Below are 16063 nucleotides of genomic sequence, written 5' to 3'. Positions count from 1 at the left end.
TAGCTTCGCGTTCGCAACCCGGGGTTTATCAAAAATTCATCCGTGAATAAGTCGACGTCGCATTGCGATCGCCGGCGGGCACGCTATTGTCCGTGATTTTCTGCTGCGTGCCGTCGGGCGTGGGCGCAATACCAATACCAAAGTGAAAAGCGAGGGAAAGCATGAATCTTGCGCGTTCGAAAAAAACCGGCGAGCCGTTTCCGAGATTGCTGTTGCCCACGGGGGTTTTCCTGGCGCTGTCCGGCGCGGGCATCGTTCCCGCCCAGGCGACCTGCAGCACGGCAGGCACCACGGTGACCTGTTCCGGCGTCGCGAACCCGCTGGCTCCCAGTTACGCGAACAGCGCGAACAACCTGAACGCGACGGTCAACCCCGGCGGGAGCGTCGGCGTGCTGCTCGGCGTCGGCGGCACGGCGATGTCGTTGACCGGCAACGGCGTCAGGCTGACCAACAACGGCACGATCGATCCTTCCGCGCTCGGCTCGGGGCTCGGCGTGCTGTCGAGCGGGGCCGTGGTCGGCAACGCGGCGGCGAGCACGACGACCGTGACCAACAACGGCACGATGAACGGCTCGACCGGCGTGGCGATCAGCGGTGTGACGGGCATGGCGCTGTCGGTCCAGAACGGCACGGGCGGCACGTCGAACATCACGAACACCGGCACGATCGGGTCCAACCCGCTGGTCGGTGCGACCCTCGTCGGCGCGGACGCGCCCGTGGTCGCCGCCTACGGCGGCGGCCAGGTCAATATGTCGAACAGCGGAACGATCAATGGCCGCGTCTCGTTCGACACGAACGGCACGCCCGGGCAGGGCAATACGTTTACCAACTCGGGAACGATCAACGGCGGCGTGTCGATGGGCGCGAACAGCACCAACACGTTCAATGCCGTGACCGGTTCGTCGGTCAACACGGCGGGCGGCACCGGCAGCGCGTTCAACATTACGGTCGGCCCGGTCACGCTCGGCGTGGCCGCGACTGGCGTCGTCGACGGCGGCGCGGGCGGCAACAACACGCTCAATCTGCAGCAGGGTGCCACCGCGAACGGCACGATCGCGGCCAACAACTACATCAACTTCAACCACCTCGACGTCAACAGCGGCAACTGGACGATCAACGGTGCGTCCACCGCGCAGGACGCGACGCTGAACGGCGGCGTCGCGATCATCAACAACAACGCGTCGCTCGGCACCGGGAACATCACGGCCAATGGCGGTGCGCTGCAGGCGGGTACGACAGGGCTCAACGTCGCCAACAACGTGACGCTCACCGGCGGCGGGATGACGGTGCAGGGCGCGACCGGGGTCACGCTGTCGGGCACGGTGTCGGGCGTCGGCGCGCTGACGAAGAACGATGGCGGCACGCTGACGCTGTCCGGTGCGAACGCGTACACGGGCGGCACGAACCTGAACGGCGGCGGTCTGGTCGTCGGCAACAATACGTCGCTTGGCACGGGTGCGCTGAACGTCAATACGAACGCGTCGATCGACACGAGCGCAAACGTGACGCTCAACAACACGGTCAATCTCGCCACGGGCTCGACGCTGACGATCGGCGGCAGCAACGATCTCGGGCTGGCCGGCACGATCAGTGGAAACGGCGGCCTCGTGAAGAACGGCGCGGCGACGACCACGCTGACCGGCGCGAACACCTACACCGGCGACACGACGATCAACAGCGGGACGCTCGCGCTGGGCGCGGGCGGCAGTCTGTCGGCGACGGGCACGGTCAACCTGACCGGCGGGGGCGCGACGTTCGACATGAGCAACGCGTCGGGCGCACAGACGATCGGCGCGCTGGCGGGCGCGGCCGGTACGAACGTGAGCCTCGGCGGCAATTCGCTGACGCTCGACGGCAGCGTCAATGCGACCTATGCCGGCACGATCGGCGGGGCGGGCAGCGTCACGCTGTCAGGCACCGGCACGCAAACGCTGACGGGCACGAACACGTATACGGGCGGCACGAACCTGAACGGCGGCAACCTCGTCGTCGGCAGCAATACGTCGCTCGGCGCCGGCGCGGTGAACGTGAACGGTTCGTCGACGCTCGATGCGACCACCAACGTGTCGCTCGCGAACGGCGTCAATATCGCGACGGGCACCACGCTGACGCTGGGCGGCAGCACCGGTCTCGGCCTGGGCGGCGTGATCGCCGGCGGCGGCGGTCTCGTGAAGAACGGCGCGGCGGCGGTGACGCTGTCCGGCGCGAACACCTATACGGGCGGCACGACGCTGAATGCCGGCGGGCTCGTGCTCGGCAACGGCTCGGCGCTCGGCACCGGCGCGCTGACCGTCGGCGGCGCGGCGACGCTCGATACGAATACGAACCTGTCGGTCGGCAACGCGATCGATCTGGGCACGGGCGCCGCGCTGACGCTCGGCGGCAGCAACGCACTCGGGTTGCGCGGCGCGATTTCCGGCGCGGGCAGCCTCGTGAAGAATGGCGCGGCGACCACGACATTGACCGGTGCGAACACCTACACCGGCGGCACGACGATCAACGCGGGCACGCTGGCGCTCGGCACGGGCGGCAGTCTCGCGGCAACGGGCACGGTGAATCTCGCCAACGCCGGTGCGGCGCTCGACATCAGCGCGGGCGGCGCGCAGGCGATCGGCGCACTGTCGGGCGCCGCGGGTACGAGCGTGATCCTCGGCGGCAATGCGCTGACGCTCGGCGGCACGGCCAGCGGCACGTTCAGCGGCGCGATCGGCGGCACCGGCGGCCTGACGCTGGCGGGCACCGGCACGCAGACATTGAACGGCGCGAGCACCTACTCGGGCGGCACGAACCTGAACAGCGGCAGCGTCGTGCTCGGCAACAACGCGTCGCTCGGCACCGGCGCGCTGACCGTCGGCGGCGCGGCGACACTCGATACGAATACGAACGTGACGGTCGCCAACGCGGTCAATCTCGCCGGTACCGGCTCGACGCTGACGCTCGGCGGCAGCAACGCCCTCGCGCTGAGCGGTGGGATCTCCGGCGCGGGCAACCTCGTGAAGAACGGCGCGGCGACCACCACGCTGACCGGCGCGAACACGTACTCGGGCACCACGACGATCAACAGCGGCACGCTCGCGCTCGGCACGGGCGGCAGCTTCGCGACGACCGGCGCGGTGAACCTGGCCGGCGCGGGCGCGGCGCTCGACCTGAGCGGCGCGACGGGCGCGCAGTCGTTCGGCGCGCTGTCGGGTGTCGCGGGAACGAACCTCAACCTTGGCGGTAACGCACTGACGCTGGGCGGGACTGCCAGCGGCACGTTCAGCGGCCTGATCGGCGGCACGGGCAGCCTGACGCTGGCCGGCACCGGCACGCAGACGCTGAACGGTGCGAATACCTATACCGGCGGCACGAACCTGAACAGCGGCGGCCTCGTGCTCGGCAACGGCTCGGCACTCGGCACCGGCGCGCTGAACGTCGGCGGTGCCGCGACGCTGGATACGAACGCGAGCCTGACGGTCGGCAACGCGGTCAATCTCGGCACGGGCGCGGCGCTCACGGTGGGCGGCAGCAACGCGCTCGGGTTGAGCGGCCCGATCGCCGGCGCGGGCAGCCTCGTGAAGAACGGCGCGGCGACCACCACGCTGACCGGCGCGAACACCTACACCGGCGGCACGACGATCAACGCCGGCACGTTGGCGCTCGGCGCGGGCGGCAGCTTTGCGACGACCGGCGCGATGAACCTGGCCGGCGCGGGTGCGGCGCTCGACCTGAGCGGTGCAACGGGTACGCAGACGATCGGCGCGCTGAGCGGCGTCGCCGGCACGAACGTGAGCCTCGGCGGCAACGGGCTGACGCTGAGCGGGACTGCCAGCGGCACCTTCGGCGGCGCGATCGGCGGCACGGGCGGCCTGACGCTGGCGGGCACGGGCACGCAAACGCTGACGGGCGCGAACACGTACACGGGCGGCACGACGATCAACGGCGGGAGCACGCTCGCGCTGGGTGCGGGCGGCAGCCTTGCAGCGAGCGGCACGGTGAATCTCGCCGGCGCGGGTGCGACGTTCAACCTGAGCGGCGCATCGGGCGCGCAGACGATCGGCGCGCTGTCGGGCGCGGCCGGTACGAACGTGAACCTGGGCGGCAACGGACTGACGTTGAGCGGCGGCGGTAATCATACGTTCGGCGGCGCGATCGGCGGCACCGGTAGTGTGACGCTGGCCGGTACGGGCACGCAAACGCTGACGGGTACGAACACGTACACAGGCGGCACGACAATCAACGGCGGCAGCACGCTCGCGCTGGGTGCGGGCGGCAGCCTCGCGTCGACGGGCGCGGTGAATCTCGCGGGCACGGGGGCGGCATTCGACGTGAGCGGCGCATCGGGCGCGCAGACGATCGGCGCGCTGTCGGGCGCGGCCGGGACGAACGTGAACCTCGGCAGCAACGGGCTGACGCTCGGCGGCACGGCCAGCGGCACCTTCGGCGGCGTGATCGGCGGCACCGGCGGCGTGACGTTCGCCGGTGCCGGCACGCAAACGCTGACGGGTGCGAACACCTACACCGGCGGCACGACGATCAACGGTGGCAGCACGCTCGCGCTGGGCGCGGGCGGCAGCCTCGCGTCGGGCAGCGCGGTGAATCTGGCCGGCGCGGGCGCGACGTTCAACCTGAGCGGCGCATCGGGCGCGCAGACGATCGGTACGCTGTCGGGCGCGGCGGGCACGAACGTCGATCTCGGCGCGAATGCGCTGACGCTGAACGGCAGCGGCAGCGGCACGTTCGGCGGCGCGATCGGCGGCACCGGTAGTGTGACGCTGGCCGGTACGGGCACGCAAACGCTGACGGGCGCGAACACCTACACCGGCGGCACGACGATCAACGGCGGGAGCACGCTCGCGCTCGGCGCGGGCGGCAGCCTCGCAGCGAGCGGCGCGGTGAATCTGGCAGGCGCGGGCGCGACGTTCAACCTGGGCGGCGCATCGGGCGCGCAGACGATCGGTGCGCTGACCGGTGCGGCCGGCACGAACGTGAACCTGGGCGCCAACGCGCTGACGCTGAGCGGCAGCGGCGGGACCTTCGGTGGCGCGATCGGCGGCACCGGCGGCGTGACGTTCGCCGGTGCCGGCACGCAAACACTGACGGGCGCGAACACGTACACGGGCGGCACGACGATCAACGGCGGCAGCACGTTGGCGCTGGGTGCGGGCGGCAGCCTCGCGTCGGGCAGTGCGGTGAATCTGGCCGGCGCGGGTGCGACGTTCAACCTGAGCGGCGCATCGGGCGCGCAGACGATCGGCGCGCTGACCGGCGCGACCGGAACGAACGTGAACCTGGGCACCAACGCGCTGACGCTGAGCGGCAACGGCGCTAGCACGTTCGGCGGGACGATCGGCGGCGCCGGCGGCCTGACGCTGGCCGGTACGGGCACGCAAACGCTGACGGGCGCGAACACGTACACGGGCGGCACGACGATCAACGGCGGGAGCACGCTCGCGCTGGGTGCGGGCGGCAGCCTCGCGGCGAGCGGCGCGGTGAATCTGGCCGGCGCGGGTGCGACGTTCAACCTGGGCGGCGCATCGGGCGCGCAGACGATCGGTGCGCTGACCGGTGCGGCCGGCACGAACGTGAACCTGGGCGCCAACGCGCTGACGCTGAGCGGCAGCGGCGGGACCTTCGGTGGCGCGATCGGCGGCACCGGCGGCGTGACGTTCGCCGGTGCCGGCACGCAAACACTGACGGGCGCGAACACGTACACGGGCGGCACGACGATCAACGGCGGCAGCACGTTGGCGCTGGGCGCGGGCGGCAGCCTCGCGTCGGGCAGCGCGGTGAATCTGGCTGGCGCAGGCGCGACGTTCAACCTGAGCGGCGCGACGGGCGCGCAGACGATCGGCACGCTGTCCGGTGGCACCGGCACGAACGTGAACCTGGGTGCCAACGCGCTGACGCTGAGCGGCAGCGGCGGGACCTTCGGTGGCGCGATCGGCGGCACCGGCGGCGTGACGTTCGCCGGTGCCGGCACGCAAACGCTGACGGGTGCGAACACCTACAGCGGCGGCACGACGATCAACGGTGGCAGCACGCTCGCGCTCGGCGCGGGCGGCAGCCTCGCGTCGGGCAGCGCGGTGAATCTGGCTGGCGCAGGCGCGACGTTCAACCTGAGCGGCGCGACGGGCGCGCAGACGATCGGCACGCTGTCCGGTGGCACCGGCACGAACGTGAACCTGGGTGCCAACGCGCTGACGCTGAGCGGTAGCGGCGGGACATTCGGCGGCGCGATCGGCGGCACCGGTGGTGTGACGCTGGCCGGTACGGGCACGCAAACGCTGACGGGCGCAAATACGTATACCGGCGGCACGACGGTCAACGGCGGCAGCACGTTGGCGCTGGGCGCGGGCGGCAGCCTCGCATCGACGGGCGCGGTGAATCTCGCGGGCACGGGTGCGACCTTCGACGTGAGCGGCGCGACGGGTGCGCAGACGATCGGTACGCTGTCCGGCGGCGCGGGCACCAGCGTGAGCCTCGGCACGAATGCGTTGACACTGAACGGCAGCGGTGCCGGCACGTTCGGCGGGACGATCGGCGGTGCGGGCAGCGTGACGGTCGCAGGCACCGGAACGCAAACACTGACGGGCGCGAACACATACACCGGCGGCACGACGATCAACGGTGGCAGTACGCTTGCGCTGGGTGCGGGCGGCAGCCTCGCAGCGACGGGCGCGGTGAATCTCGCGGGCACGGGTGCGACCTTCGACGCGAGCGGCGCGACGGGCGCGCAGGCGATCGGCGCGCTGTCAGGCGGCGCCGGCACCAGCGTGAATCTCGGCACGAATGCATTGACATTGAACGGCGGCGGCACCGCATTCGGCGGCACGATCGGCGGCTCGGGCAGCGTCACGGTGGCGAGCGGCATGCAGGTGCTGACCGGCAGCAACACGTACACGGGCGGTACCACGATCGCGGCAGGCGGCACGCTGCAACTCGGCAACGGCGGCACGTCGGGCAGCATCGCAGGCAATGTCGTCGACAACGGCGCGCTGATCGTCAATCAATCCGGTAACGTGACGATCGCAAGCGTGCTGTCCGGTGCCGGCTCGCTGACGCAGACCGGCAGCGGGCAACTGACGTTGACGGGCACCAGCACGCTGAGCGGCCCGACCACGGTCAGCGCGGGCACGCTCGCCGTCAACGGTTCGCTCGGCCAGTCGACCGTGACCGTGCAGAACGGTGCGACGGTCACGGGCACCGGCACGATCGGCGGCCTCGTGGTGCAGGGCGGCGCGACGGCTGCCGCGTCGCAGCCGGGCGCGGCGCTGAACGTGGGCGGCAACGTCACGTTCCAGCCGGGCTCGACGTTCCAGGTCGCGGCCACGCCGCAGCAAAGCGGCAGCCTCGCGGCGGGCGGCACGGCGACGCTGAACGGCGGCACCGTGCAGGTGCTCGCGAACCAGAGCGGCTACCAGCCGAGCACGACCTATACGATCCTCTCCGCATCGTCGGGCGTGCAGGGCACGTTCAGCCAGGTAAATGCGAACTATGCGTTCCTCGCGCCGACGCTCAGCTACGATCCGGATCACGTGTACCTGCGGCTGGTCTCGAACGGTACCGCGTTTCCCGACGTCGCGACGACGCCGAACCAGCGCTCCGTCGCGGCCGCGCTCGGCGGGCTCGGCGCGGGCAACCCGCTGTACGACGCCGTGGTGACGACCGACGCGGCGACCGCGCGCCGCGCCTACGGGCTGCTCGACGGCGAACTGCAGGCAAGCCTGAAGAGCATGCTGCTGCTCGACAGCCGCTATGTGCGCGACGCGGTGACCGATCGTGTCCGCCAGGGCCTCGCGCCCGGATCGGGCCCGCTCGCCGCGCTGTCGTCGGGCGGCGCGGCCTTGTGCGGCGACAACACGGCTGGTGCGGTCGACCCGACGCTGCCGCCGGAACGCCGGATCGGCTCGCGCGACGGCTGCTACGGCGGCACACCTTACCAGCCGGTCGTCTGGGGGCAGGCGTTCGGCGGCCGCAGCCGGCTCACCGGCGACGGCAACGCGTCGACGATCAACCGCAGCATGACGGGCTTCATCGCCGGTGCCGACATGGCGCTCAACGACAAGTGGCGTGCGGGCCTGGCCGCCGGTGTCACGCACAGCTCGCTCGACAACGACCAGAGTTCGTCGGCGTCGGTGAACAGCTACTACCTGTCGCTGTACGGCGGTGCGCAGTATGGTGCACTCGGCGTGCGCGGCGGCGCGTCGTACACGTGGTACCGGATCAACAGCGACCGTTCCCCGGGCTTCGCGGGCTTCACCGATCACGATTCGGCCGGCTACGACGCGAATTCGGCGCAGGTGTTCGGCGAAATCGGCTACGCGCTGCCGGTCGGGCCCGTGGCGATCGAACCGTTCGCGGGCCTCGCGTATGTGAACCTGCATACCGACGGCTATACGGAAACCGGGGGCGCGGCCGCGCTGCGCGCGGGCGGCGAGACGACGCATGTCGGCTTCTCGACCCTCGGCTTGCGCGCGGCGTCGCAACTCGGCTCGATCGCGAGCGGCACGTTCACCGCGCGCGGGACGGTCGGCTGGCGGCATGCGTTCGGCAACGTGAGTCCGTCGTCGGCGTTCACGTTCACGAATGGCGGCACGTCGTTCCAGGTATCGGGCGTGCCGATTGCCCGCGACAGCGCCGTGCTCGAGGCCGGCATCGACGCGAACATCACGAAGCGGCTGACGCTCGGCCTCACGTACAGCGGCCAGTACGGCAGCGGCGTGCGCGACAACGCGATTCTCGGCAACATCCTGTGGAAGTTCTGACCGGCGCCTGACGTGCGCGCGCGATGGCATGCGGCGACGGCAACGTCGCAGGCCATCGCGTCGGTATCGTCGCTGCGCGCGTCCCCCGTTCTGTCCTATCCTGTGCGAAACACGCGACGCGCCGCGCGTTGCGACCCGACACAGGAGCATCGATGCCGAATCACGCTGAAGCCACGACGACCCAGGCGCCGCAAGTCGCGCCTGTTGCCCCGAACCCGACGTCGGGCCCCGCATTCATCGCGCCCGAAGCCGATCCGCAGGGACTGGCGCGCAACAACCAGTACGTCCTGAAATCCGGCGATGCGTTCGTGGTCAGCGACGCGCTCGGCGACATCGGCGGCCATGACGACGGCCTGTTCGTCGACGACATGCGCGTGCTGTCGAAGTGGCGCCTGACCTTCGGCGGCCGAGCGCCGTCGCTGCTGTCGGGCGCGACGAGCGCCGACAACGCGTCGTTTACCGCGCACCTGACGAATCGCCCGCTGCCGCCGCTCGGGGGCCACGAAACGCCGGAGGGCGTGATCCATATCGAGCGGATGCGCGTGCTCGCGGGCGACGTGCTTTACGAAGCGCTGACGCTGACGAACTACGGCGCGAGCGAAGCCGAGGTGCCGCTGTCGGTGTCGTTCGCGGCAGATTTCAAGGACATGTTCGAAGTGCGCGGCACGCAGCGCCCGAAGCGGGGCACCGTGGCGGCGCCGCGCGTCGACGCGGGCGCGGTGCGGCTGCGCTACGACGGCCTCGACGGCGTCGAGCGCAACGTGACCGTGCATTTCTCGCCGGCGCCCGATGCGCTGTCGGTCGATCGTGCCGATTACACGCTGACGATCGCCGCGCAGGCCTGCGTGTCGATCTACCTGACCGTCGATGCGACGCTCGGCCCGGCGCATGCGGAAGGGCCGGGATGTGGCCGCGTCGTGCTGCGCACCGCGCTCGTCGGCGTGCACCGCGAGATGCGCGCGCGGCGCGAATCGACGGCGCGCGTGAACACCGGCAATCCGCTGTTCGATGCGTGGCTCGACCGTTCGCTCGCGGATCTCGGGCTGCTCACGACGCAGCTCGACACGGGGCCGTACCCGTATGCGGGCATTCCATGGTTTTCGACGCCGTTCGGCCGCGACGCGGTGATCACGTCGCTGCAGATGCTGTGGCTGCAGCCGTCGCTCGCGCGCGGCGTGCTGCGCTTCCTGGCCGAGCATCAGGCGCGCGAGACTTCCGCGTTCCGCGATGCGGAGCCCGGCAAGATCATGCACGAGTTCCGCCGCAGCGAGATGGCCGCGACGGGTGAAGTGCCGTTCGCGCTGTACTACGGCGGGGTCGATACGACGCCGCTGTTCATCGTGCTCGCGGGCGCGTATGTCGAGCGCACCGGCGACGATGCGCTGATCGACGAGCTGTGGCCCGCGCTCGAGCGCGCCGCGCAATGGGTGATCGACAAGTGCGACCGCAATCCTTACGGACTGCTTGATTATCAGCGAACGTCGGAGCGCGGCCTCGCGAACCAGGGCTGGAAGGACAGCCACGATTCGGTGTTCCACGCGGACGGCCGCTTTCCGGATGGGCCGATCGCGCTCGTCGAAGTGCAGGCGTATGCGTGCGCGGCGCTCGATGCGATGTCGGTGTGCTCGCAGCGGCGTGGCCACGCAGCCGATGCGACCCGCTATGCGTTGCGCGCGAAGACGCTGCGCGAGCAGGTCGACGCGCTGTTCTGGATGCCGGAAGGCAATTTCTACGGCATCGCGCTCGATGGTCATGGCGACCTCTGCCGCGTGTTCGCGTCGAACGCGGGCCACCTGCTCGCGTTCGGGCTGCCCGACGCCGAGCGCGGCGCGGCGGTCGCCGGCGTGCTCGGCTCGACGCTGTTCCAGACGGGCTGGGGCATCCGCACGCTCGCGGCCGGCCAGCCGCGCTTCAACCCGATGGCGTATCACAACGGCTCGGTGTGGCCGCACGACAATGCGCTGATCGCGCGCGGGCTGGCGCGCTACGGGGACAAGACCGCCGCGGTGAACCTGCTGCGCGCGCTGTTCGAGGCGGCGGTGAGTTTCGAGATGCGCCTGCCCGAGCTGTTCTGCGGGTTCCCGCGCCGGCGCGGCGAACCGCCGACCGCGTATCCGGTGGCTTGCCTGCCGCAGGCGTGGGCGGCCGGTGCGCCGTTCATGATGCTGCAGGCCTGCCTCGGCGTGAGCATCGACGCGTCGCGCCACGAGGTGCGCGTCGAGCGCCCGGCGCTGCCGGAAGGCGTCGACTGGCTGCGGATCGACGCGTTGCGCGTCGGCGAAGAAACCGTGTCGCTCACGTTCCGCCGCGTCGACGGCCAGGTCGTCGCGTCGGCGGAGCAGCCGGGCGGGGTGAAGGTGGTCGCGGTGCTGTAGCGCGGCGCGGCGCGAATGTTGCGCGATGTCGCGCCACGTTTGCGCGCCGCGGCATAGAATCGTGACATGACCCTTGAACGATGCGGAGGTAGACGATGACGACCGACAACCGGCCCGACGACAGCGAGCACAAGCTCGAGAACCTGGAAGCGGCGGTCGACCACCTGCACAAGTCGATCGAATCGCAAAGCATCGCGGTCGGCGCGGCGAAGGGCATCCTGTTCAGCCTGATCGAAACGCTCGGCGCGCTGATCGGCGATCCCGACCTGCCCGAGCATGCGCGCTCGGGCTACGAGGCGTTGCGCGACAAGGCGAGTGAATTGCGCGGCGGGCTCGACCGGCATTGATCCCCGGATGGCGCCGGCGCTCGCCGCACGGGCCGCGCCGGTGCTGCCCGATTCTGCAGATGAAGCACAAAACCCCGTGCGCTCAATGAGTTAGGTGGCCGATGCGCAGGATATCCACAAGCTTGCCAACACAATCTGTGGAGAACCGTCCGGCCCCGGGCCGGGTGCGGCGAGGCCCGTGCGAAAGCACCGGCGCTGCCACAGGGTTGACCTCGCAAGGTCCGTGAATTGAATCCCCTTTTGCATCAGGGCGTTACGCGGCGCATCGGAGGGATATCCACAGGCTTGCCAACATATTCTGTGGACAACTTGCAATCGATTGCGTCGCGCCAGTTGACGATCGGGCCGTTCGGGGCCGGCGCGTGAAGCCCGTGAATGCAGGCTGCCCGATGTCTGCGTCGTCACGCTAATTCGTGCGCGATCAAGGGCTTAGGTCCCGGGTACCCAGGATATCCACATCCTTGCCAACACTTTCTGTGGACAAGCGGGCCGTGTCATTCGGCCGGCGCCGCGGCGGCCGCTTCGGCCACGATCCAGTCGCGAAAGAGCGTCATCGCCGGCGTGAGCGGCTTCGACTTCAGCGAGGTGAGCCAGTAGCCGCCGGCGCGCACGTCGATGTCGAGCGGTCGCACGAGCAGGCCGAGCTGCAATTCGCGCGCGAACATGCACGCCGGCGCGAGCGCGACGCCCGCGCCCTGCATCGCAGCCTCGACCATCAGCCGCGACGAATCGAACACGGGCCCGTTGACCGCCCACGGCGCGAGCTGCGCGGCATCGAACCAGCCGTGCCATTCGTCGGTGCGGTACGAGCGCAGCAGCGTTTCGTTCGCGAGATCGGCCGGTTGTGCGAGCCGCCGCGCGATGTCCGGCGCGCACAGCGCGGTCAGCGGCGCGTCGAGCAGGCGCTCGTTGCGCGTCGTCGGCCAGTTGCCTTCCCCGAAGCGGATCGCGAAGTCGAGGCCCTCGGCGGCGAGGTCGACGACGTTGTTGTTGGTCCGCATCCGCAACTCGACGAACGGGTGCGTATCGCCGAACTGTTTCAGGCGCGGCATTAGCCAGCCTATGGCAAAGGTGCCGACCACGCCGAGCGTCAGTACCTCGCGGAAGCGCCCGCCGTCGAACTGCTTGAGCACCGTCTCGATGCGGCTGAATGCGTCGCTCAGCACAGGCAGCAGCGCGCGCCCCTCGTCGGTGAGCCCGAGGCCGCGCGGCAGCCGCGTGAACAGCGTGCAGCCGAGCCGCTCCTCCAGCGAACGCACCTGCTGGCTGACCGCGGCCTGGGTCACGCTCAGCTCGAGTCCGGCGCGTGTGAAGTTCAGGTGGCGCGCCGACGATTCGAACGCGCGCAGCGCATTGAGCGGAAGATGAGGGCGGAGCTTAGTCATAAGGATTTCTTTTGTCAGCGCTCAATTATCGTTGCTTGTCAGGCAACCGTAAAGTCCCGATAGTGCTGTCTCGCCGGCCGGGTGCGTTCAACCCCCTTTCGCTCACATTCCTCCACGAGACAACCGACATGACCCACTCTTCGAAACGTCGAACCTTGTTGCTGGCCGCTGCGACAGCGCCGCTCGCCCTGACCGTCGCCGCGTGCGCGTCGCGGCAGACGGCTGCACCGGACCCGTCATCGAGCGAGGCCGCCGCCGCGGTCGGGGCGGCCTCGCTCGACGCGGAAGCGTTCGATGCGCTGGCGGCGCTCGAACGCAGCGCGGGCGGCCGCCTCGGCGTGTGCGCGATCGACATCGCAAGCGGCCGGCGCGCGGCACATCGCCAGGACGAGCGCTTCCCGTTCTGCAGCACGTTCAAGGCGATGCTGAGCGCGGCGGTGCTGGCGCAGAGCGTCGAGCGCCCCGCGTTGCTGCAACAGCGCGTGACGTATACCAGGGCCGACCTCGTCAACTATTCGCCGGTGTCGGAACAGCATGTCGGTGAGGGCATGACGGTTGCCGCGCTGTGCGAGGCCGCGATCCAGTACAGCGACAACTCGGCCGCGAACCTGCTGATGAAGCTGCTCGGCGGCCCGCCGGCGGTGACGGCCTACGCGCGCTCGATCGGCGACGACACGTTCCGGCTCGATCGATGGGAGACCGAACTGAATACCGCGCTGCCCGGCGACCCGCGCGACACGACGACGCCGGCCGCGATGGCCGCGAGCATGCGCGTGCTGATGGTTGGCGATGCGCTGCCGCCCGCGCAGCGTGCGCAGCTCGTCGCGTGGATGCGCGGCAACAAGGTCGGCGACAAGCGACTCCGTGCGGGCGTGCCGGCCGGATGGACGGTCGGCGACAAGACGGGCACCGGCGACTACGGGACCACCAACGACGCGGGTGTCGTGTGGTCGCCGTCGGGTGCGCCGATCGCGCTGGCCGTGTACTACACGCAGGCGCGTGCCGATGCGCGGGCGAAGGACGACGTGATCGCGTCGGTCGCACGCATCGTGGTCCGGGCATTCGGTTGAGCGGGTGGCGCGGCGTGTGTGATCCGCATGCATGCCGTGCCTCGGCCGTGACCTGCGTGATCAAACGTTGTGCGATCAACGACTTAGGTCACGCATGCTCAGGATATCCACATGCTTGCCAACAAAAAGTGTGGACAAGCCCGCGCGCGGCCGCATCCGGCGTGGCGCGGGCCGCCGTGCCGCGTTTGAAGCGGCGCGGACAAAGTCTTTCGGATCAAGCGCTTGGCCTCGGTATGCGCAGGCTATCCACACGCTTGGCAACACAATCTGTGGACAAGCCGGTTCGCACGCGCGGAAGGTGCTCCGTCACGTGGCGAACGGGCGTGTGAGCGGCGCTTTCCCGGCCGCGTGCCGCATTTGAAGCGGCACGGAGAAAGTCTTTCGGATCAAGCGCTTGGTCGCGGTATGCGCAGGCTATCCACATGCTTGCCAACAAAATCTGTGGACAAGCCGAGCAGCCGTGGTGACGACGGTCAGGGCTGCCGATCATCGACGGTGGGCCAGCGCGCGAACGCGAACACCCACAACATCACGAAGTTCAGGATCGGGACGAACATCGTCAGGACCCACCAGCCCGAATGCCCGGTACGCCGGACGATGCGGACGTACGGATAGATGACGACGGCGACGAGCACGAGTGAGACGACCAGTTGCCACGCGGTGAAGTGTTCCATGGTCTTCCTCGGAGTGAGGTGTCGTGGTGCGGCACCGGCGGAACGTCCAGGCCGTTGAGCCGTCGCGCGAAGCCGGCGATGCGCGTCAGCGTGCGGCTCGCGTGATCTTGACGCGAGGCAGGCGCGAGCGTCAAGGCGACGGCGATGCGCTGCTGTTGCGGGGGATCGTCCGCCTGCGCGGGCCGCACGGTGCCGCAACCGTGACGCCGCGCATGAACCGTAGTCCGATCAACGGGTTAGCGCAGGCTTGCGCAGGATATCCACAAGCTTGCCAACAAAATCTGTGGGTAAGTGCGCCGCGCATGGCGGGCACGTGCGAGAACCGGCTGCGGCGTGCATCGTCTTGGCGTTGTGATGCGTCGTGCGGCGACGCGGGGGATGCGATGGCCATCCCCGGGGCCTCGTCTGCATCACGCGTGCCAAAGTCCATCGGATCAAGGGCTTAGGGTTGCGGTGCGCAGGATATCCACAAGCTTGCCAACATTTTCTGTGGAGAAGTCGGGGTGCGCGAGCGACGCGCGACACCCCCGCGAATGCCACGCGTTGCCCCGCTTCACGCGTGCACTCACGCAGTGCAGATACCGGCCATACCGACTTTCTGGAACAGGTGAGGGCTCGCGACGGCGGACGACGGATAGGCCGACAGCTTGGCGACGAACTCCGGATGCGTGAAGGCCGCGCGAAACGCTGCGGTCGATTCCCAGATCGCGTAGTTCAGGTAGGTCGGACTGTCGCCGAGCGCGCGATGCAGCTGGGTCGAGATGAATCCCGGCTGCCGCTTCATGAATTCGGCGTCGTCCTTCCACACGGCGAGAAAGTCGGCTTCGTCGGCGGCGGCCAACGTGAACACGTTGACGAGGACGACCGGCTCCGCGTCGATGGCGACCTGTTGCTGGATCGGAAAAGCCGGATCCATCGGCTTGAATTGAGGCATGGGAACTCCTTCGGATGAGGGGGGAGCGGTTGAGCGGTCACGTCGGTGCAGCGGCGCCATGCGCGCTGGACATCGCTGACAGCACGCGGATCGCCGCATCCAGGTCAGCCGAACTGAAGTCGCCGGCGATGTCGCGGACATGCTGTTGCCACTGCCCGACCACGGCCTGGTAGGCCGCCTCGCCGCGAGGCGTCAGCGCGTACAGGGGCGAGCGCTTGTGTGCCGGGTTGGGCAGCGATTGAACCAGCCCTTCGTCGGTCAGCACGTTGATCTGTTTCAGCACGGCCTGCCGCGTGATGCCCATCGCATCGGCGATCTGCGGGATGTTCGGGGCTTCCGGCGCGAGCGAGATGGCGCCAAGCACCTGCCAGCGTGCACTGGTCAGGCCGTGGGGCCCGGCAAACGTGTTGCCCCATTCGATCAGCAGGCCGTTCAGGCGGAATACGGACAGCGCGACGGCGGTCAGCTTCGCGGATTTCGTCATGTTCGATACGCGGGATAAATTGACAACCACTTTACGTTATGGACAAC

9 protein-coding genes are annotated in these 16063 nt (G+C 69.4%); 4 read left to right on the top strand and 5 right to left on the bottom strand.

What is annotated here, in order from left to right; genetic code table 11:
• Positions 1-28 precede the first annotated feature (28 nt).
• Positions 29-220, bottom strand: coding sequence for a hypothetical protein (locus HWX39_RS15580; protein ID WP_175968531.1), 192 nt, complete (start codon positions 218-220; stop codon positions 29-31).
• Here HWX39_RS15580 and HWX39_RS15575 point away from each other — a divergent pair.
• The 3 genes from HWX39_RS15575 (at position 162) to HWX39_RS15565 (ending at position 11469) form a co-directional block, all read left to right on the top strand.
• A complete protein-coding gene (locus HWX39_RS15575; protein ID WP_175968901.1) occupies positions 162-8747 on the top strand; it encodes an autotransporter-associated beta strand repeat-containing protein in 8586 nt (2861 codons plus the stop codon). The two genes, HWX39_RS15580 and HWX39_RS15575, sit on opposite strands and share 59 nt — an antisense overlap.
• 152 nt (positions 8748-8899) lie before the next feature.
• Positions 8900-11122, top strand: a complete 2223-nt coding sequence (locus HWX39_RS15570; RefSeq protein ID WP_175968900.1) for an amylo-alpha-1,6-glucosidase — start codon at positions 8900-8902, stop codon at positions 11120-11122.
• A 95-nt stretch (positions 11123-11217) separates the two neighbouring features.
• Entirely contained in the window at positions 11218-11469 is a 252-nt protein-coding gene (locus HWX39_RS15565; RefSeq protein WP_011354368.1) for a hypothetical protein, read from the top strand.
• Between the two features lie 494 nt (positions 11470-11963).
• Here HWX39_RS15565 and penR read toward each other — a convergent pair whose 3' ends face one another.
• Positions 11964-12854 carry a beta-lactamase transcriptional regulator PenR gene (gene penR, locus HWX39_RS15560; RefSeq protein ID WP_175968899.1) on the bottom strand — a complete coding sequence of 297 codons (891 nt, stop codon included), beginning with the start codon at positions 12852-12854 and terminating at the stop codon, positions 11964-11966.
• Between the two features lie 128 nt (positions 12855-12982).
• Here penR and blaPEN-bcc point away from each other — a divergent pair, with 128 nt between their 5' ends.
• On the top strand, positions 12983-13924 hold the full coding sequence (blaPEN-bcc, locus tag HWX39_RS15555; protein WP_175968898.1) for a PEN family class A beta-lactamase, Bcc-type: 942 nt from the start codon (positions 12983-12985) through the stop codon (positions 13922-13924).
• Positions 13925-14397: 473 nt separating this feature from the next.
• Here the strand turns inward: blaPEN-bcc and HWX39_RS15550 are convergent, their stop codons facing one another.
• The 3 genes from HWX39_RS15550 to HWX39_RS15540 form a co-directional block, all read right to left on the bottom strand.
• A complete protein-coding gene (locus HWX39_RS15550) occupies positions 14398-14598 on the bottom strand; it encodes a hypothetical protein (RefSeq protein ID WP_175968897.1) in 201 nt (66 codons plus the stop codon).
• Between the two features lie 565 nt (positions 14599-15163).
• Positions 15164-15532: an antibiotic biosynthesis monooxygenase family protein gene (locus tag HWX39_RS15545; protein ID WP_175968896.1), complete on the bottom strand. Its 369-nt coding sequence runs from the start codon at positions 15530-15532 to the stop codon at positions 15164-15166.
• 37 nt (positions 15533-15569) lie between these two features.
• The gene (locus HWX39_RS15540) at positions 15570-16016 is read right to left on the bottom strand and encodes a MarR family winged helix-turn-helix transcriptional regulator (RefSeq protein ID WP_175968895.1); all 447 of its coding nucleotides are present in this window, start codon (positions 16014-16016) and stop codon (positions 15570-15572) included.
• Positions 16017-16063: the final 47 nt, after the last annotated feature.

The sequence above is a fragment of the Burkholderia sp. BCC0322 genome (genome assembly GCF_902833045.1).
Lineage (GTDB): Bacteria > Pseudomonadota > Gammaproteobacteria > Burkholderiales > Burkholderiaceae > Burkholderia.
This window is presented reverse-complemented; position numbering and strand designations above follow the sequence as displayed.